Below are 19480 nucleotides of genomic sequence, written 5' to 3'. Positions count from 1 at the left end.
AGGATATAGGTCGCCTGTTGAATTCGAGGCTATGCAGGCTTGAAAAATGTGGTATCCATTATTTCGGGGGAAGTCCATAGCCAATCAGGATGAAGGTTGTTAGGTAGCCGATCGCTATCCACAGGAGACTGAACCAGAAGGTGCGGATCTGCCACCTGTAGTGTGATTCAAGCCAACTGTTCCTGACATCGTCGCGTTTGACGTAGTTGATAATGACGGCAACCAGAAAGGTAATGACGAACAGGAAAGAAAGGGCCTGCAGTGCATATACCACCATTGCGATGGTTTTTTCCCGATCGCTATGGATACTGTTGATCGCTTTCGTCGAACCGTTCATTTTCACATCATGTCACTGATTCATGTCACATGCCAGAGCATAGCTGCAATGATACACATAGAATAAGTCGGTAGTATTCGCGGGTTAAATATTCAATCACATTAAATTATTCTTTTTCAGTTATTGTTCCATACTATAATTAGCTCGTTTGGCGAATTTTTGAAGACAAGATTCCGCTCAACAATCGGTAGCTGATCGAATGGGCACTTCATGAAAGACATCTTTGTTACACGCACTGTACGCATACCCGATCCGCTCCGCATCAGCCGTTATCAAAAAAGCCCTGAACTCGGACCAAGGATACTCTTCTTCAGCGGTGGCAGCGCCCTCAATGACGTCAGTCGGGTATTGAAAAGCTACACCCATAACTCCATACATCTGGTAACCCCATTCGACTCCGGCGGCAGTTCCGCCAAACTACGTCGGGCATTCGACATGCCCTCTATTGGAGATTTGCGCAGTCGACTCGTTGCACTGGCGGATGAAACAGTGACCGGACATCCGGAGGTCTATGAGCTACTGACCTACCGTTTTCCCCTTAAGGCAGGGAAGGGTGAGCTGCTACATCAGCTCGAATCAATGATCAGAGGCAGACACCCATTGGTGGAACCGGTAAACAATCCCATCAGGCGTATCATCCGCTATCAGTTGGGTTACTTCTATGACGCTATGCCGGAAAAATTCGACCTGCGTGGAGCCAGTATCGGTAATCTGATTCTCAGTGGCGGTTATCTCAATAACCATGAACATCTCGACCCGATCATCTTTCTGTTCGAAAAGCTGTTGGGGGTTCAGGGATTGGTGCGTGCAGTCGTCAATGATAAATACCATCTCACGGCAGAGTTGGAAGATGGCAGTCGTATAGTCGGTCAACATCTGCTGACCGGCAAAGAGGTTTCGCCCCTTGAGAGTCCGGTGAAAGAGATCTCCCTCTCCAGGCGCTTGGATAAATACACACCGGTAAAATCGCAATTGCGCAAAAAAAACCATAAGCTGATACAAAAAGCGGAGTTGATTGTCTACCCCCCCGGCAGTTTTTACACCAGTCTGGTGGCCAATCTTCTGCCTCAAGGCGTCGGGGCCTCGATAGCGGAAAACGATTGCCCTAAGGTCTACGTGCCAAATCTGGGTGCAGATCCGGAACAGCTGGGTATGAATCTGAACGATGCGGTGCGGCGGTTGATGCACTACTTGCGAAAAAATCTGTCAGGTAATGCCGCAAAAGGAAGGCAATTGAATTTCATACTCCTCGACAGTAGAAATGGGCAATATCCATCGAAACTCTCTGCCAAACTTGTCGAGGAACTTGATATTCAGGTCATCGATACAACACTTATCAGCAGACGCAGCGCACCCTACTACGATTCGAAACTGCTGGTGTCGGCGCTGCTCTCCCTGACCTAGGGCAGATTGGATGAGAGTTAACAGGCCCTAGACTGCAGGGGTCTGCAAACCGGTATACAGTGTATATACTATTGGGATATTCTCGCTGAACATAGTATCCAGCGACGATCCGTTAGTGAATGGGGACACCCTTACTAATCACACACTTGCCATATTTGGTAAAGCATCAATGATGCCAGCAGGTTTTTCATGATACTCAATGGCTTATTCGATTTTTCACTGTCAGATTTTATTATTCTGATCCTGGTTCTCACCCATGTCACCATCGTATCGGTGACAGTCTTTCTTCACCGTCATCAGGCCCACCGGGCGCTCTGGTTGCATCCACTGCTGAGCCATTTCTTTCGATTCTGGCTCTGGTTGACGACCGGTATGGTGACCCGTGAATGGGTGTCCATCCATCGCAAGCACCATGCGAAGTGTGAAATGGAGGACGATCCCCACAGTCCCCAGATCCAGGGATTGAGCAAAGTGTTGTGGCAGGGTGCAGAGCTTTACCAGCAGGAGGCGAAAAATCAGGAGACCCTGGAACGCTACGGCAAGGGAACACCTGACGACTGGCTGGAACGCCATCTCTATGCACGCTACAACTATTCGGGCATTGCACTGCTGTTTATCGTTGAGTTGATACTGCTGGGCCCTGCAGGCATTACGGTCTGGGCTATCCAGATGATATGGATACCGTTCTGGGCTGCGGGGGTGATCAATGGTATCGGCCACTATTGGGGCTATCGCAATTTCGAGATCCCCAATGCGGCGACCAACATCGTTCCCTGGGGAATCTTTATCGGTGGAGAGGAGTTGCACAACAACCATCACGCCTTCGGCAGCTCCGCCAAGCTGTCAAACCGGTGGTGGGAGTTTGATCTGGGCTGGTTCTATATCAAGCTGTTCACTTTTTTACGATTGGCAAGGGTGCTCAAGATTGCACCCAAGCGCGCCTTGATCGCAGAGCGTTCTCAACTGGACATAGATGCGATTAAGGCGCTGACGGTCAATCGGCTGCAATTGTTGAGTGATTATCGTCGCAAGGTGTTGAAGCCGGTGTTCAGGTATGAGATCAAGCATGCCCAACGCCCGCTGCGACGTCTATATCGCAGTGCCCAGCGCCTGGTGCGCCGGGACAGCATGCTGCTGAGCGATAGCGACCTGTTACAGCTGAAAGAGATTCTCGACACTAACGCGGCCCTGGACAAGGTCTATCAGTTCAAGTTGAAGCTGCAGGCGATTTGGGAGCAGCAGGCCTCCAGCCACGAAAAACGTCTTGAAGCCCTGAGTCTATGGTGCGCCCAGGCGGAGGCGAGCGGAGTGGAGGCGTTGCAGGAGTTTGTCTCCATCCTCAGATCCTACGGGATGACGCCGGTGCGGTGACACCTGGCTCTGCTGAACAAGGAGGTTTTCAACATCCTCATGCGGGGAGACGGACGGTAACAGACGGGGGGTTTGTATGGCCGACTCGTTCAACAAGCTGTGGCTCAAGGGACAGGCGGAAGAGGATATCTATTTTGCCAGGCGTGATCGTGAGTTGATCGAGGCGCTGAGGAAGAAGAAGCTGCGGAAGAAACTTGAAGACACCGATAAGAAAACGCGTAATCGGGCCAGGAAATACGAGGATCGTTTCGTCAAGATCTCCGATAAACATGGTAAAAAACCTAAAAAAATGCGTAAGGAATTGAGTAAGCTTTTAGCAAAGATCAGGAAACGGTTTACCGCTAAATAATCCTACCCCTGGCTCAGTAAACTTCTCAGATCGATGACGGCCGCATTGGCCCGTGATATGTAAGAGGCCATGACCAGTGAGTAGTTGGCGAAGATCCCCAATCCACTTCCGTTCAATACCACCGGACTGCTGATAGAGCCCTGGGTGGCTTCCAGTTCGCGGATGATCTGACGCAGACTCACCAGGGCATTTTTCTTCCTCAATATATCCTGAAAATCGGTCTCTACTGCGTGCAGAAAGTGAATCAGGGCCCAGGTGGCGCCACGGGCCTCGAAGAAGACATCATCTATTTCTAGCCATGGTGTCTGTACCCTGACATTGTCCGAGGTGGCGGTCGATTGTGCGGCGTCAGGGTCGCCCGCGAGGTCGGTATTGATGCGCTCCTGTCCCACGCTGGCGCTCAAGCGTTGGGATAGGCTTCCCAGACGCTTCTCGACTATCGCCAGCCAGTCACGCAGATTATCGGCACGGGCAAAGAACTGGGTACTCATCTCGCCTTGTTGCGAGAGGCCGCTGAGATAGCGTCTGAGTGCCTCGAGACCCTTGCGGTACTCACCCTCGGTCGAAGGGAATATCCAGGAGTCGTTACTGTAATTGAACTGAGGTTCGGCGATGGCCAGATCCTCGTTTTCCAACGACTGGGATTGAGAGCGGCTCATATCATTGCGTAACGAACGGGCCAGATCGCGGGCCTGGGTGAGGGCACCGAACTCCCAGTTGGGAATATTGTCCAGAAAAACGCTCGGCGGCATGATGTCATTACTCAGATAACCTCCCGGTTTTTGCAACAGGGTTTCCATGACAGTGACCAGGGCGGCGGTGGTGTAGGAACCGGTGACCGGTTCCAGGCTCATCTCCTGCAGCATGCTGCGGGTGTTGTTGCGTACATCGAAGGGTTCGGGCACGCTGCTCCAGTAGAGTCCGAGTAGAAAAAGCAATCCGGAAAGGGTGACAACGCCGAGCATACTGCCCCAAATCCAGCCCTTTTCCCGCAGGGTCCGGGGATGATAAAGCCGGGCAATCCGGTTTATCAGAGAGGTTGTACTGCGAAGTAGTTTTTCGAAAAGCGTTTTCACCCGTACTTTCCCTGCCTTGAAAAGATCAGAAACATATCAGCATAGAATTATCCATCACAGATGGTAATCATATCTTGCCGCTCTATACTACTGCTTTTCGTAAGACACTATCTGACGAAGTAGGGTCAAGGCAAGCTTTGACATTGTCTAGGGCCCATTGGATTAGTGTTAACAGGCCCTAGAATGAGGCTTGCCGCGCCATGATCGATCAACATCCTTCAAAACGCTGTATCATACTGGCCTCGTTCCCGCGCTCCCGAGCTCTTGCGTTGGAACGTGACGGTCCAGCTCTTCACGGGAGCCCATAATGCGTTCAACCGATGGTATACGTTCCCACGCAGAGCATGGGAACGAGACGGGGGTCAGTGTTGTCTGCTCAGGACGGCAGGCCGTACCTATACGGATTTCCAGATAGCCCTGCCGTTATCAGCTTGCGATGCCCGATGGCAAGAATAGGCTTAAATAGTGATCGGCCAGCAGCAAGGTGAACAGCAGACTGAGGTAGAGAATCGAGAAGGCGAAGGTCTTCATGGCGTGATCGCGTCCCTTGCTCTGCAACAGTCTGACGGCATGGTAGACAAAGGTACACCCCAGTACAAACGCACCGATCAGATAGAGATATCCGCTCATCCGAATCACAAAGGGCAGTAGTGAGACCGCCAGCAGCATGATGGCATAGATCAAAACCTGCTGCTTGGTGAAGTTGATGCCATGGGTAACGGGCAGCATGGGTATGTCGGCCTTGGCGTAATCGTCGCGGCGGTGTATCGCCAGGGGCCAGAAATGGGGCGGTGTCCAGACAAATATGATCAACAATAACAGAAAGGCCTCGACAGTGACCTCACCGGTAACCGCGCACCAGCCCAACAATGGGGGTGCCGCCCCAGCCAATCCACCCCAGACGATGTTTTGCGGAGTATTGCGTTTCAGGTAGAGGGTGTAGATCACGGCATAACCGATCAGGGCGAAAAAGGTAAGCAGTGCCGTCAATGGGTTGACCAGGAGATAGAGCAGCAACATAGAGAGGCCGCCCAACAACAGGGCAAAGCTGATTGCGTGAGGGGTATCCATGTGCCCGCTGGGTATGGGGCGCCAACTGGTCCTGTCCATCATGGCATCGATACGTTGGTCGATGACATGGTTGATCACCGCACCCGAGGCAGCCGCCAGGGAGATACCAAGCAGGCCGAACAGAAGCGGCTGCCAGGGTACCAGGCCTTCCCGCGACAACAGCATGCCGACCAGGGCGGTAAAGGCGATAAGCAGGACGACTTTGGGTTTGGTCATCTCATAATAGTGGCGCCAGGCAAAACCGACTTGCTGTGCAGAAACATTACTGATGGCCATAGCGACCTCCTTGAGCCCAGTTTTCCGAGGCTTTAAGTAGTTTTTCCAGATCCTGCAGGATCTCTTTTGAGCTGATCTTCGTGGTGTCGTGCTTCATCATCAGATCACCCCGGGGGTCGATGAGAAAGATAGGGATAGCCTGCTCCGATAACTGTAGTGGAAACAGGGACTCGAGGGCGGCGCGCTGCCCCTTATCCGCGATCAGCAGCTCAGTGCCTTCAAGTCCACCCATGTTGGGTAGATCGAGGCGACCTGCCTGGTCGGGCATCAGGATCAGCAAGCGGGCGATACGCTGACGATTCGCAGCGGTGGCGCGGCGGATCTGGCGTACCTTGATCAACATCTCGATGCAGGCTGCATCACAGCCGCCTTCGCTGACCAGGGTCATGGCCCACATGTCCTGCAAGGATTGCCAGTCAAACCATTCGCCATCCGTTGTCTGCAATCTAAGTGACTGAACAGGTCTCGGCGGATCGATCAATTCGCCATTGTTGGTACGTCCCGCCGGCAGCCACTGCGGATTGAGGAAGAACACCCAGGCGGCGATCATCGGCAGTGCAAACAATGCGATCAATACCCAAAGAGAGGCGAGCGTGCGCGGTTTGGCGCTGCTGTCTGCGACACTGGTCATACTGCAGCCTCTTTTGTGCCGCGTTTGTGCAGCGATAGACGAATCCAGATCAGGAGGGTGATGATGGCAAATGCAAACCACTGAATGGCGTAGCCGATATGCATTATGTCACTGACGCGTGGGTGGGGCCATTGGCGCACGAAACCATGAGCGTCCTGCGGAGATTGCAGCACCACGAAAGGAGCGATATCCAAGCCAGACCATTCTCTGAAGTGTTCCAGAGTGAGAAATGGCCAACGGGGCGCGGTATCCTCACTTGCTGCATCCTTCTGCTTGAGCTCGATGGCAGGTGGTTGTGGGATCCTGACTTCACCGTGGACGGTGAGTCTTTCACCGACATCGGCTGCAGCCAGGGCTTGATCGATCTGATCGCGGGCAATCCAACCGCGGTTGACCAGCAACGTCCTGCCGCTCTCCTGGAGTCGCAAGGGAGTGACCAGATGAAAACCAGTCTTACCCTGATGCTTGCGGTTTTCGATCAACACGCTTTTATCGTTGAGATAGCGTCCATGAGCCACCACCTGGCGGAAGCGCAATTGCTCGGCATCCGGGTGGGGACCATCCAGCGAGACAGGGGGCTGTTTACGCCTCATCTCCAGCGATGAGCCCTGATTTCGTTTCTGTTCGGCACGATCCAGCTGCCAGAGGCCGAGTCCGATGAAGAGGGGCGTCAGGATTACCATTATTATTGTAGGGATTGCCTGGGCACGAAATTGACGGGTGTTGCTGGTCATAAGGGCTATAGTGGAATTATCTGTTCCTGTTAGTGCAGTATCGGCAGGCTAACCTTATCAAACCCGGATCGGGAGAGATCATGGACATCATATTCAAGCTACCGGTGTTGCTGGTATTGGCCTTCATTATCTTCAGTCTGTTTCAGGGAATGTACTATATGGCCAAGGATGATGGCAGGAACGAAAGTACCCGCGTGGTACGCGCGCTGACCCTTCGGGTTGTCCTGTCGCTTCTGCTGTTCATCCTGCTCATGGTTGGTTACTACTTCGGTCTTCTCCAGCCGCACAGCCTATTGCCGCAATAGGCGGTCAGAGCCAGTACACGAAGACAAAAAGTCCCAACCAGACCACATCGACAAAGTGCCAGTACCAGGCAACCGCTTCGAAGGCGAAGTGGTTGTGGGCACTGAAGTGGCTCTTCATGCTGCGTCCCAGGATTGCCATCAACATCACCGCACCCATGGTGACATGAAAGCCGTGAAATCCGGTCAACATGTAAAATGTTGATCCGTATGCGCCCGATTCCAGAGTGAGGTTCAACTCAGAATAGGCGTGACCGTATTCATAAGCCTGTAGGGCTACGAACAGCAGGCCCAAGGCAATAGTTGCGATCAGGCCCCAGACCAGCTGTTTCTGATTATCGAGTTTCAATCCCCAGTGGGCCCAGGTAATGGTAGCGCCGCTGGAGAGCAGGATCAGGGTGTTCATCGCCGGAATGCCCCACGCCCCCATCGGTTGGAAATCGCCGCCCAGTTCACCTGGACCATGGGTGGGCCATGCTGCCTCGAATCCGTTATAAAGCAGCTCATTGGTTACCCCCAGGTAGCCTTCGCCGCCAAGCCAGGGCAGGGCGATATTGCGGATATAATATAGCGAGCCGAAAAAGCTTAGAAAGAAAAAGACCTCCGAGGCAATGAACCAGAACATGCCCATGCGGAAGGAGGTATCGACCTGTTTATTGTAACAGTCGTTCAGATTCTCCCCGATGACATCCCGAAACCAGCCAAACAGCAGAAAGAAGAACAGCAGCAGGCCGGCGGTAACTATATAACTGCCGATGGCGACCCCATTCATGGCCAGTACTCCACCAAACAGGGTAGTCAGCAGTGAAACCATGCCAATAATAGGCCAGGGACTGGGGTCGGGTATAAAATAATCCCCGCTGTGTTCCTTTACCGACATGCTGGTACTCCTCTCGATGTTGATCTTTTTGTCATAGTCATAGTGGTTGCTTTGCTAGCTCTACTTGTTATTGATCCGGGGCTGACGCAATCATCGGCGGAAGCGCGTTCTCCCGGTCGTCGCTGTCCGCCTCTTTCAGGCGCATGAAACTGTATGAGAGTGTCAGCGAGTTGATCTCTGCAGGCAGTTTCGTCGAAACCATGAATTGCAGCGGCATGATGGTCTTTTCACTGCCGTCGAGTCTCTGCTTGTTGAAACAGAAACATTCCAGTTTGCTGAAAAAAGGTGTCGCCTGCCAGGGCGCCACGCTTGGTATGGCCTGCCCGGTAACGGCGCTATGGCTGCGGTTGCGGGCGTGAAAATTGACCTCATAGGTCTGACCGGGATGGACACGCATCTTATTCGTCTCGGCAACGAACTCCCAGGGCAGATTTGGGTTGACCGTGGTGTCGAACTTGACAGTGACCCAGCGGGCCTGATCCACCCGCTCGGAGGTTGGCGTGGCCAGGCCGATCTGGCTACGTTGGGAAAGTGACTGTGTTCCCGTGATCTGGCAGAAAAGGTTGTACAGGGGCACCAGAGCGAAGCCGAAACCAAACATCGCCACGACCAGTCCGGACAACAGCAGGGTTGTGCGGCGGTTCTTGCGATGCTTGTCCGGTACCCTTTGATTCATTGTATCGCCTGTGTACCGACAATTCGAAAGATACCTGTCCAGAAGGGGAATGAGGTCACGAGAAAGAACAGTGCAAGTCCGGCCAGTCCCCAGGCCAGGCGTACATTCTTACGCCTCAGTTCGGCTGTTTGATAGTCAGGAATACGCATAACTCCTCATAGCTCCTATTTGATCTGAGGGGCAACCGTCCAGGTATGGAAGGCCGGTGGGGAGTCCAGCTCCCACTCGAGACCCTTGGCACCTTCCCAGGACCTACCCTCCGCCTTCTTACCGCCGCGGATGGTCTTGAAGATGATGTAGAGAAACAGCAGATGGCTGAGACCGAAGATCATCGCTCCGATGCTCGATATCACATTAAATTCGGTAAAGATCATGTTGTAGTCGACGATCCTTCGCGGCATTCCCGCCAAGCCGAGAAAATGTTGTGGAAAGAAGGTGATGTTGAAACTGATGACGTTGGTCCAGAAAAAGAGTTTTCCCAGCTTCTCGTCATACATGTGTCCGGTCCATTTCGGCAGCCAGTAGAAGACACCGGCAAACAGGCCGAATACCGCGCCGGGCATCAACACATAGTGGAAATGCGCGACGACGAACATACTGTCGTGATACTGCATATCGGCAGGCACCACCGCCAGCATGACGCCGCTCAAACCGCCGAAGGTGAACATCAGGACTATACCCACCGCGAACAGCATCGGGGTTTCAAAGGTCATGGCGCCGCGCCACATGGTAGCGATGAAGTTGAACACCATCAGGCCCACCGGTATGGAGATCAGAATAGTGCCGATCATGAAATAGGTGACCGCCCCCAGGGACATGCCGACAGTGTATTGATGATGCGCCCATACCACCATGCCGATGGTGGCCACGGCGAGCATGGCGCCGACCATCGATTTGTAACCGAACAGCGGCTTGCGCGCGAAGGTTGGTATTACATGGGAGAGTACCCCGATGGAGGGCAACAGCAAAATGTAGACTTCGGGATGCCCGAAAAACCAGAACAGGTGTTGAAACAGGACCGGGTCACCGCCACCGGCCGCATCGAAGAAACTGGTGCCGAAATGGCGGTCGAACAGCAGCATGGTGACGCCGCCGGCCAAGACAGGTATTACCAGGATCAGCAGAAAGGCTGTGACCAGCCAGGTCCAGCAAAACATCGGCATCTTCATCAGGGTCATCCCCGGCGCACGCATGTTCAGCAGGGTGACGATGATGTTGATCGAAGCCAGTACCGAGGAGATACCCAGCAGGTGGATGGCGAAGATAAGGAAGTCCATCGACATACCAACCTGCACCGAGAGTGGCGGATAGATGGTCCAGCCGGTATTGATCTGGGTACCGCCACCCGGGAAGAAGGGCACCACGAAGGAGAGGATCAGCATGGTCGCAGCCGCCGGCAATACCCAGAAACTGAGATTGTTCATCCGTGGCAGGGCCATGTCCGGGGCGCCGATCATCATCGGGATCATCCAATTGGCCAAACCCGCGGCTGCAGGCATTACGGCACCGAAAATCATGATGAGGGCGTGGTTGGTGACCAGGTTGTTGTACAGATCTGGATCGAGCAGCTGGATGCCGGGTTGGAACAGCTCCATGCGGATCAGCATGGCGCTGGCGCCGCCGAGGAAGAGCATAATCAGTGCAAAAAACAGATAGAGGGTACCGATATCCTTGTGGTTGGTGCTGAAGAGCCAGCGCTTCCAGCCTTTCGGCGCCTCGTGATGGTGTGCCTCATCATGGGTCAGAGTGGTTGTACTCATGGTTGAATTCTCCTCTATCTGGCCTGTTTGACGTCTGCAGGCTGCACGACATCACCTGTATTGTTATCCCAGGCATTGCGTTCATAGGTCACGATTGCTGCGATCTCAAGATCGTTAAGTGAACCCCAAGGCTGCATCGCAGTCCCTTCTTTACCCTTGATGACGATATCCAGGTGGTCGGCAATGGCCCCGGTGGCAATCGCCGATCCGGCTAGCGGTGGGAAGGCAGGCGGCAGACCGACACCGTTAACCTGATGACAGGCCGCGCATTTTGTATCGTAGAGTGGTTTGCCCTTGGCCATCAGTTCGTCCATGCTCCAGGTCTTATCGACGCTTGCCTCAGCCGCGGCAGCCAGCTTGATCGCGTTTTGATCGTCTACCCATGCCGCGAACTTCTCTTGTGAAACCGACTCCACAACGATGGGCATGCGGGAGTGCCATGTGCCGCAGATTTCTGCGCACTGGCCGCGAAAGACACCTTCCCGGTTGAGTTCGGCCCAGGTCTCGGTGACGTAGCCGGGAATGGCATCCTTCTTCACCGCCAGCTCAGGTACCCAGAAGGCGTGGAGGACGTCCGCAGAGGTGTGCAGAAAGCGGATCTTGACACCGGTGGGCAGGACCAGGCGGTTGTCGACTTCCCGCAGATAGAGGTCCCCGGACTCCTCTGCCGGTACAAAACGACTCTCCACCTTGATACCGTGATCCAGATAGTCGAATTCCCACCACCACTGGTGGCCGGTCACCTTTACGTCCATGATGTTCTCTTCCTTCGGTACATCCCAGACCTTTTTCAAAACCGCATCCGCCTTACCCGCAATGGTCAGGTCGACACCCAACACCATCACCGGCACGATAACCCAGGACCAGTTGCCGAACCATGAATTGTGAAACTCCTGGTCGGCTTCGTAGCCGCGGCTCTTGCGATGAAAATAGATCGAGTAGAAGACGATCGCGAAGACGATTATCAGCAGGAATGTGGCGATGCCCATCGTCATCATATGGATATCGAAGATCTCCTGGGCCACATTGGCTGCTGGTTCGGGGAAATTGAGACCGTATTCAGCCGCAGCATCGCCCATTGCCAGGGACAATGGTGCAATAAGCCAAAATCCGGGTAGGCGTGAACGGTTGGTCTGAATCACTCTACAAATAGAGTCGGGTTTAAAGTTCCGTGTTTCTCTCTTTTGATTATTATGCATACCGATCAGAAGCCCTCGATTGCGTTTCTAAGATTGTTGGCGAGCATCTCGCGCTCATCTTCCAACAGATTTTTGCCTACTTCGATATATTCGCCATGAGACCCGATCAAAAGACGGCTTGGATACCAGCCTTTGGGGTCGTGGTTCTGAACGATTGTCAGCCAGGCCTTGTGAAAACACTTAACTGCCTGACGGTTGCGGTTGTCACTGACCCTCACATAGGTGTCATCAATATGGATGATTTCCTGCGAATGGGCGCAAAAGCTGTGACAGTAGATGGCGATACCGATAATGCAGATCTCCAGCCCGGTGAAGGGCAGGACCAACCAGGCGCCAAGCGAAAAGAAATAGAGACCGACCAGGCCGATACACAATGCGAGCAACAGAAATAGCCACTTGGATTGGTTCCAGGTCAGACTTCTGTTGGGTTGGACGACGAGTACAGCTTCATCACTGTTACTGTTTTGTGGTGCTCTAAAGACCATTTGCCATCCCGCAGTTAGCTCTGACGGCCGATGCTGCCTGGCGTCTAATATTGATCTGAATCAGGTTTTTTATTGATCTGGGTCAAAAGAATATGACAAAGATGGGGCATAAAGCAATAACTAAGTTGATTTCTCGACTATTTATAAGGTACTGATAATTAATTAGAATTATAGAATATAGCGATTTTATTACGTGCTATCCCTGAATGCGTGTCTATTCGGATCCTCAGTAAGCATCCGTTGATCAAGCCCAGTTGTATATGTCGATGAAAAGCTGGAATCCCTGCCGGCAACGGGCGGTTCATGCCCTAATAAACCGTGCATCCGGAAAGGCCTGCTCGAGATCAAGTGACCAGATCTTCTCCATCATGGCCTTTTTGAGTGATTCCAGACGCTCATAGTGATGCTCGTCTGCCTCATTCCGGTTGATGATGTCGAGCAGTTGAAGAAACTCGGATGAGACTATGCCGTCTGCCAGTCTCAGCGTTAGATAGTGCTTGCCGTCGTTTACCCGCCAGCTGTAGTCCATATCACTGACACAACGGGTCTCGCAGGTAGTGCAGGTCAGTTGAAAACGTCCAGCAGAGACGCAACCGGTGACATATTCGATCGTATCTCTCACGCCGGGCCCGGGATGTCCGCTTTCGATGGTGAGATCCTGCCGTTCCCAGGTCTTCTCCCGGGAGAGCAGTTGTGCCGCGTATTGCAACATTCTAAAGGCAAGCGCGCAGCCCCAGTAGGCATTGCCCCGGTGGAACTTAAGCGCTTCCTCGAAACTGCGCGTCACTAGCACGCCATTATCGATGATCTGAATGTCAGTGGTTTTCATCACCGTCCGTACCTCAGTCGTATTCATTATAATTGAAAACATATGATTTTGAGTGAATGAGCATTGTGCAAGTGAGTCAGCCGATATTATCGTGGATTGCAGGTGGTGCCGCGTAATGTCGCATGTCGCGTTAGCGTATTCACGTCACTCTGGATGTTGAGTTTAGCGGGATGATGAAATTGTGCACACACATGATGCCATTCCTGGCTCGACCCTGACGCCTTGGCATGCCGTCGATAACGAGACCCTGTTATAGCGTATCAATGGTTGTGAAGCCGGATTGCCGAATGAAAGCGTTCTTCTCCATATCCTGATCATTGCCGGCGTGGTGACCTCGCTACTGCAGTATTGGGTGGACGCAAGCGTTTTTTTACTGTGGTGATCGTTAACGCACTTATCGGCCATATTCAGGAGGGCAAGGCTGAGAATGCCCAGAAGGCTGTCCGACAGATGTTATCGCCATTGCCATGATCTTGCGCGGGGGGAAGCAGATATCCATCGATGCGGAAAAGCTGGCCCTTTAAATCTGAACACCGTTTCATGGCGATACTGCACCATAGTCATAGCGGGAATGCCTATATTGCTTTAAAAGTCACCGCGGAGCAGTTGCTGAAGCGCTGATCACCTTGACTGCTATTGTGCTTTGATATCATCTACTACCACTGACGCCGGTACAGATCCTGTGGGCAATATGATAATAGCAGTGACCCTGGCATTGGCACTAGAACCCACGAAAGTGAATGTTATGTGTCGCCCGCCCATAGATTCGGATGCACCGTTGCTGACAGCACATCTGTAGTGGCGTATTGCATTCGTTTCCACGATATCAACCATCGATACCATTGGTTTTTTTAGATGAGTTTCACTTATCTACCTCATCTGCAGATCTTGTTCGGTACTCGTGGACTTGATATTTCAATCTGGCTTCGAATCATCATGGTCTCCACGGTCGTTCTCTTGCTGGTAGAGACAGAGAAAATGATAATTCGCAATTTTGTTGAATAGAGAAATCGGATGGAAGAGAGGGGCGGAGGATTAGATACCCTGCCTTGGCAGGCTTACCAAGACAGAGTTGTAACAATAACTACTTAAGAGCCGGTAGTTTATGCAGAGGAAGCTGCTTTCTTCTTGCTTCTACGGCGACGACGAGCCCTTTTGTCAACGGACTTTTCAAGTGATTTTGCCGCTTTTTCAAACTCTTTAACCATCTTGCCGCGCGCTTTCTGCATCGCCGTATAGAGACCCTTGGCCAGACGTTCTGCCTTGCGTTGCTCGGCGGCAGCAGCTGTGCGGGCCGCCTTGACCTCTCTCAGTTTGGCCTGGGCAGCAGCAAGACGCTCTTTAGCCTTTTCCTTGCTGACCGGGGTTTTCGCTTTGGCAACGGCAGCGCGTGCCTTGGTTACTCTTTCGCCGGTACTTTCCACTAACTTGTCCTGGCGGTCTACAGCTTTTCCGGCTGAGTTCAATCTGCTCAGGGCGCGTTTATTGGAAGAGGATAAGGTGATTTCAGCCTGCAGAGCTTCGACAATAGTCTCCATTGAGATTACTTTTCTTTTTGCTCTACGACGCTTTTTCACAGTTTTCTTTAAGGCCATTGGTACTCCTTAGTGATTGAACAAACATGCACAATATAGTTGCACTTTAGTATAAGAACAACTCTTAAAGCTTTAATTATGTATAAAATTACTATTTTTTTTACTTTTTATCTCAATTTTGTACGATTTAATGGAAATGCAGAGGCAAGTTAAAAGTTTTTAGACATGCTATAAGTTTGAGATGACTCTGCGGTTAGAACAGTAAATCGTTTAATTTTGTATTTTCTTTAGCAAAAAATTTAAGTGAACTTTACCTCAGTGGATTCAAATACCGGATTATTTTGTTTTATTGTAAACCTCTTCCATAGAATGCAGCTATACTGGCCAAAAAGGCTTGATCCATGTTAGATAATGGAGTGACAAATCCACACACCCTGGCGGTCTTATCGCTCACCGTTGTTGCATTAATACTGTTCAGTCGTGAAAAGATCCCCTTAGAGACATCATCACTATTGGTACTGACACTGCTTGCAGTGGGATTTGAATTATTTCCCTATCAAGGTGTGGCTGGGAAGATCAGCGCAATCGATTTTTTCCGAGGTTTCGGTCATGAAGCTTTGATTGCGGTTTGCGCATTGATGGTGGCTGGGCATGGATTGGTACGTTCCGGTGCGCTTGAGCCGGTGGGTAGAGTATTGGCGAGATTGTGGAGCGCCAGTCCAAGCCTGTCGTTTTTGGCAACTCTGCTGATAGCGGGAATTCTTAGCGCATTCATCAATAATACACCGATCGTCATACTGCTGCTGCCGATTCTGGTCAGTGTGTCACTACAGACCAATTCCAATGCATCATCTCTGCTGATGCCGATGGGCTTTGCAACCCTGATCGGTGGTATGAGCACAACCATTGGAACTTCAACGAATTTATTGGTGGTTGGTGTGGCTGCAGACCTGGGATTGCGTAAGATGGAAATGTTCGATTTCATTGTGCCCGCACTGATCGCCAACGCATTGGGACTGCTCTATCTCTGGCTTATTGCACCGCGAATACTGCCGAAACGCGAGCTGGTATTGGCGGATAGCTCACCGAGGGTATTTACTGCCCACTTGGTCATCAAGGAAGATAGCACGGCGGCGGGTATGGAATTGTCGGAGGCGATAGCGCTTACCCACAATGTCATGAATGTAGACAGAGTTCGCCGCAGTGAGACAACTTACATAATGCCCCTGCCCGATGCGGTGATCTATCCGGGTGACAGGCTGTTGGTACATGATACGCCCGCGCATCTGAAAGAGTTTGAACAGCAGCTTGGCGCAACTCTCTACTCCGCAGGCGACGAGGTCGACGAAGACCATCCGCTACAGGCCCATGATCAACAACTTGCTGAGGCGATTATATTTCGGGGTTCGCCGTTGCAGAACCGGACCTTGAATGAGGTTCGCTTTGCCGACAGCTACCAACTTGTCGTTTTGGCAGTTCACCGAGCCAATGAGCGCATCAAGGCGTTGCCGCAAGGATTGGGGAATCTTAACCTGAGGATTGGCGATGTCTTGCTGGTACAGGGTAAAAGGAGCCATATCAACGAATTGAAACAGCAGTCAATCGTGATGGTGCTCGATTCCACAACCGATCTGCCACATACTAGGAAGGCGCCCTATTCACTATTGATAATGTTGGGCGTAATCCTGTTCGCTGCATTCGGTATCCTACCCATCGCTGTAAGTGCGATTGGCGGGGTACTACTGATGCTGTTGTGCGGATGCCTCTCCTGGCGTGATGTCGGTCGTGCACTGAACGCACAGGTGATCCTGATCATCGTTGCAAGTCTGGCGCTGGGAAACGCCTTGCTGATGACCGGGGGCAGTGACTTTCTGGCGCACCTGTTTCTTACTGCCACCCAAGGCGCCTCATCAACTGTGGTATTGAGCAGCCTGATCCTGGTGATGGCGTTATTAACGAATGTGGTATCCAATAACGCAGCGGCGGTTATCGGCACACCCATTGCCATCAGTATTGCACATTCCCTGCAACTGCCGGCGGAGCCTTTCGTGCTGGCGGTGCTGTTCGGTGCGAATATGAGCTATGCCACGCCAATGGCCTACCAGACTAACCTGTTGGTCATGAGTGCGGGAAACTATAAATTTTCCGACTTTGCCCGCGTGGGGTTACCCCTCATTGTTGTCATGTGGTTCGCCTACAGCTGGTTGCTACCCACCCTGTACCAGATTTGAGACATCCCAATCCTACTAGGGCCTGTTAACACTAATCCAATGCGCCCTGTTGTGCCTGAAAAAGCACCAATCAAGGCGCACCCCAAGGGCACTTCCTTCGGGGCGCGAGGAGAGAGGTTTGGTAATTCCAAATGAACGACGAGCAACGCCGAGTGGTGCTTTTTCAGGCATACCCCAAGGGCACTTCCTTCGGGGCGCAACCCGAAGGGCTGGGGCTGTTTTCGCCCCCAGCGGCGTTATCATTCGCTCATGTAGCATAACTACACCACGCTCATTCTGCCTTGCTGGGCACGAAAACAGCCCCAGCAGGGTGTATTGGATTAGTGTTAACAGGCCCTAGTGCCTTTTAACACTAGTCCGGCCCTAGCTAATCCCGGGGTGAATAGCGATAATGGCCGGTAATTGGATAGTCAAACAGCATGTCCTCCAGCTTTGGGCCTGAACCGATGTTGTGGATGATGAGAGGCGACCCTGTCCGCTGATCGACCTTATCGCCGACAATACCGATATGAGGCAGGTTGCCAGGCAGCATCCAGGTTACTATTTCGCCGGGCTTGTAATCACGCCCATGGTGGGTTACCGGCAGGCTTTTTCCCTGACGGGTGAAAAAACGTTGTAGATTCGGTACACGCCGATGATCGATGTTTTTGTCGGTATGTGTCAGGCCCCATATCCGCTGCGAGGGGTAGAGATCAAAATGAGATGCCATATCCTCATGAACCAGCTGTTGTAGATCAATGCCAAGTGCACGATAAGAACGGATTAAAACATCGGTACAGACACCAATATTATTCGGTATATCGCCATTAGGATATGCGATTGGTATGTAAGAGCCGTCGTATCTGACAGTATGTTTAGTGCGTTCCATTGCCGCGGCGACGAGTCTATCCTCGAACTGTCCCGCCAGGCAATAAACAGGCAACTGCAGCAATATTACGGTAAATAGCGTTTTCAGCATGAATTTAAGGATATCAAATAGCCTGATTAAGGCACACCATTTTTCGATCCTCTATTCACTATGGTTGATGACTGAGCAAACCGCTTAATCGCACGGTTGTCATTTCAGGAGAAACTTGTTCAGAGACGGGGTGAACCGATGTGTTCAATTCAGGATAGGCAGGAGCCCGATGACGCGATTGTGAAAATGCCCAATCAGGATGCGCCAATGCTGAAGCGTTTTGCATGGATGCCGATTTGGCTGCATCGGGAAACAGGCTGATATGAATCCGCCTGGAACCCGATGGCTTGGGAAGGTGGTTATTTCTTGATCAATCCAACGATGAACAGCAATATTGCCGCGCCTGCAACCGCTGTGATCAATGATCCGATCAGCCCGTTTACAGAAAGTCCAAGGAGTCCGAAAACCCAACCACCAATAAAGGCACCAATCACGCCAACAATAATATTGCCAAGCAGACCGAAACCGCCGCCTTTCATAATGGTGCCTGCCAGCCAACCCGCAACCGCACCGATTGCCAGAAAAATTAACAGAGAAGTTAAATCCATTATGGGCTCCTTTATTTAAAAAAATACATTTGACCAAATCAGTCGCTTTGCTTTATGCGTCAGTCACGACGATTTTTTATAAGAAAATTCATTGACCGTTGCTTGCAGCCGATTCAACCAGAACAGGCGGTTGGCAAAATGAATATCAGTACGTTTAAACCCAGTCATTTACGGTTCGTAAATATATTTCTGAATTGCATGTCATTGTTGCAACAACTCGCGGTTGTATACATGAAAAATGAAAAATATTTTGCCGGATAACGCATGCAAGGAGTCTAGCAAGTAAGGATGCTGCCAAGTAGATGTGAAATGATAAACATTGTGAAAACAGGGGTAATCTCATCTGTTACCCACCACAACCACCACAACCACGGCAACCGGCACAGCCGCCACAACCACCACAACCACTGCAACCGGCACAGCCGCCACAACCACTACCGCCACTACCCGAGTTTCTTCCCCCTCCGGAGCCAAGCCATTTCAAGATTCGATAGAGGATGTAGATGCCAAATGCCAGCTTCAGCCAAAACCAGATCCCGGTATCGGAAAGGTCGTCGCTGCAGGAGATGAGAAAAAAGGGCAGTGAGGCAGTGAGTGTGATGTTGGTGACAAGCGGGGAAGGTCTGGGTATGAGTAACACTCTTTCAGTATTGATCCGAACGTATGATTCGACAGCATCGAAGCGCCTGTCGACCGATGGCCAGATATCATCGGGGGGTGATCCCTTGAATGTGAGTTGATAGAGCTCTAGCAGGCTGTTGATTTTTGGGTCCGAATTTACTGGATTAGATACAATAGAGAAATCAGTATTTTGCTGGGGATATAGAG

General features: G+C 51.7%; 21 protein-coding genes. 5 read left to right on the top strand and 16 right to left on the bottom strand.

Translation table 11 applies throughout. The features are described from left to right. Positions 1 to 58 precede the first annotated feature (58 nt). A complete protein-coding gene (locus tag CODIS_RS19920) occupies positions 59 to 337 on the bottom strand; it encodes a DUF4870 family protein (protein WP_069128414.1) in 279 nt (92 codons plus the stop codon). Positions 338 to 547: 210 nt separating this feature from the next. Here CODIS_RS19920 and CODIS_RS19915 point away from each other — a divergent pair, with 210 nt between their 5' ends. From CODIS_RS19915 to CODIS_RS19905, 3 genes are all read left to right on the top strand, one after another. Next, positions 548 to 1741, top strand: a complete 1194-nt coding sequence (locus tag CODIS_RS19915) for a GAK system CofD-like protein (protein ID WP_069128413.1) — start codon at positions 548 to 550, stop codon at positions 1739 to 1741. Between the two features lie 189 nt (positions 1742 to 1930). Beyond that, positions 1931 to 3112 (top strand): DesA family fatty acid desaturase, encoded by a 1182-nt coding sequence (locus CODIS_RS19910; protein WP_154723225.1) that lies wholly within the window; start codon positions 1931 to 1933, stop codon positions 3110 to 3112. Between the two features lie 76 nt (positions 3113 to 3188). Beyond that, the gene (locus CODIS_RS19905; protein WP_069128412.1) at positions 3189 to 3461 is read left to right on the top strand and encodes a hypothetical protein; all 273 of its coding nucleotides are present in this window, start codon (positions 3189 to 3191) and stop codon (positions 3459 to 3461) included. A gap of 2 nt (positions 3462 to 3463) precedes the next feature. Here the strand turns inward: CODIS_RS19905 and CODIS_RS19900 are convergent, their stop codons facing one another. From CODIS_RS19900 to CODIS_RS19885, 4 genes are all read right to left on the bottom strand, one after another. Beyond that, complete coding sequence (locus CODIS_RS19900) at positions 3464 to 4537, bottom strand: DUF2333 family protein (protein WP_069128411.1); 1074 nt, start codon at positions 4535 to 4537, stop codon at positions 3464 to 3466. 426 nt (positions 4538 to 4963) lie between these two features. Further along, positions 4964 to 5884 carry a heme o synthase gene (cyoE, locus tag CODIS_RS19895; protein WP_069128410.1) on the bottom strand — a complete coding sequence of 307 codons (921 nt, stop codon included), beginning with the start codon at positions 5882 to 5884 and terminating at the stop codon, positions 4964 to 4966. After that, positions 5871 to 6515, bottom strand: a complete 645-nt coding sequence (locus tag CODIS_RS19890; protein ID WP_069128409.1) for a hypothetical protein — start codon at positions 6513 to 6515, stop codon at positions 5871 to 5873. The genes cyoE and CODIS_RS19890 overlap by 14 nt, the downstream gene beginning before the upstream one ends. Next, positions 6512 to 7249: an SURF1 family protein gene (locus CODIS_RS19885; protein ID WP_069128408.1), complete on the bottom strand. Its 738-nt coding sequence runs from the start codon at positions 7247 to 7249 to the stop codon at positions 6512 to 6514. The genes CODIS_RS19890 and CODIS_RS19885 overlap by 4 nt, the downstream gene beginning before the upstream one ends. Positions 7250 to 7329: 80 nt before the next feature. On the opposite strand from CODIS_RS19885, the gene CODIS_RS19880 reads away from it, so the two are divergent. Continuing rightward, positions 7330 to 7554 carry a twin transmembrane helix small protein gene (locus tag CODIS_RS19880; RefSeq protein WP_235615298.1) on the top strand — a complete coding sequence of 75 codons (225 nt, stop codon included), beginning with the start codon at positions 7330 to 7332 and terminating at the stop codon, positions 7552 to 7554. A gap of 4 nt (positions 7555 to 7558) precedes the next feature. Here the strand turns inward: CODIS_RS19880 and CODIS_RS19875 are convergent, their stop codons facing one another. The 8 genes from CODIS_RS19875 to CODIS_RS19845 all read right to left on the bottom strand — a co-directional run bounded on the left by CODIS_RS19875 (position 7559) and on the right by CODIS_RS19845 (position 14975). Further along, positions 7559 to 8431: a cytochrome c oxidase subunit 3 gene (locus tag CODIS_RS19875; protein ID WP_069128407.1), complete on the bottom strand. Its 873-nt coding sequence runs from the start codon at positions 8429 to 8431 to the stop codon at positions 7559 to 7561. A 67-nt stretch (positions 8432 to 8498) separates the two neighbouring features. After that, positions 8499 to 9107, bottom strand: a complete 609-nt coding sequence (locus CODIS_RS19870) for a cytochrome c oxidase assembly protein (protein WP_069128406.1) — start codon at positions 9105 to 9107, stop codon at positions 8499 to 8501. Then, the gene (locus CODIS_RS21120) at positions 9104 to 9256 is read right to left on the bottom strand and encodes a hypothetical protein (RefSeq protein ID WP_154723224.1); all 153 of its coding nucleotides are present in this window, start codon (positions 9254 to 9256) and stop codon (positions 9104 to 9106) included. The genes CODIS_RS19870 and CODIS_RS21120 overlap by 4 nt, the downstream gene beginning before the upstream one ends. 15 nt (positions 9257 to 9271) lie before the next feature. After that, on the bottom strand, positions 9272 to 10867 hold the full coding sequence (gene ctaD, locus CODIS_RS19865) for a cytochrome c oxidase subunit I (RefSeq protein WP_069128405.1): 1596 nt from the start codon (positions 10865 to 10867) through the stop codon (positions 9272 to 9274). Positions 10868 to 10881: 14 nt separating this feature from the next. After that, on the bottom strand, positions 10882 to 12066 hold the full coding sequence (coxB, locus tag CODIS_RS19860) for a cytochrome c oxidase subunit II (RefSeq protein ID WP_235615297.1): 1185 nt from the start codon (positions 12064 to 12066) through the stop codon (positions 10882 to 10884). 5 nt (positions 12067 to 12071) lie between these two features. Then, positions 12072 to 12551: a DUF2244 domain-containing protein gene (locus tag CODIS_RS19855; RefSeq protein ID WP_069128403.1), complete on the bottom strand. Its 480-nt coding sequence runs from the start codon at positions 12549 to 12551 to the stop codon at positions 12072 to 12074. 301 nt (positions 12552 to 12852) lie between these two features. Beyond that, complete coding sequence (locus tag CODIS_RS19850) at positions 12853 to 13380, bottom strand: hypothetical protein (RefSeq protein WP_069128402.1); 528 nt, start codon at positions 13378 to 13380, stop codon at positions 12853 to 12855. Positions 13381 to 14483: 1103 nt separating this feature from the next. Next, entirely contained in the window at positions 14484 to 14975 is a 492-nt protein-coding gene (locus tag CODIS_RS19845; protein WP_069128401.1) for a hypothetical protein, read from the bottom strand. A gap of 341 nt (positions 14976 to 15316) precedes the next feature. On the opposite strand from CODIS_RS19845, the gene CODIS_RS19840 reads away from it, so the two are divergent. Further along, the gene (locus CODIS_RS19840) at positions 15317 to 17146 is read left to right on the top strand and encodes an SLC13 family permease (protein WP_069128400.1); all 1830 of its coding nucleotides are present in this window, start codon (positions 15317 to 15319) and stop codon (positions 17144 to 17146) included. A 367-nt stretch (positions 17147 to 17513) separates the two neighbouring features. On the opposite strand, the gene CODIS_RS19835 is transcribed toward CODIS_RS19840, so the two are convergent. From CODIS_RS19835 to CODIS_RS21470, 3 genes are all read right to left on the bottom strand, one after another. After that, a complete protein-coding gene (locus CODIS_RS19835) occupies positions 17514 to 18104 on the bottom strand; it encodes a DUF1287 domain-containing protein (protein WP_069128399.1) in 591 nt (196 codons plus the stop codon). 299 nt (positions 18105 to 18403) lie between these two features. Then, complete coding sequence (locus tag CODIS_RS19830; protein ID WP_069128398.1) at positions 18404 to 18652, bottom strand: GlsB/YeaQ/YmgE family stress response membrane protein; 249 nt, start codon at positions 18650 to 18652, stop codon at positions 18404 to 18406. 346 nt (positions 18653 to 18998) lie between these two features. After that, a partial coding sequence (locus CODIS_RS21470) for a hypothetical protein (RefSeq protein ID WP_305782136.1) occupies positions 18999 to 19480 on the bottom strand: 482 nt, incomplete at its 5' end.

Source organism: Candidatus Thiodiazotropha endolucinida (genome assembly GCF_001715975.1).
Classification (GTDB): Bacteria; Pseudomonadota; Gammaproteobacteria; order Chromatiales; family Chromatiaceae; genus Thiodiazotropha; species Thiodiazotropha endolucinida.
Note: the sequence above shows the minus strand (reverse complement) of the source record. Positions and strands in the feature narration are given on the sequence as shown.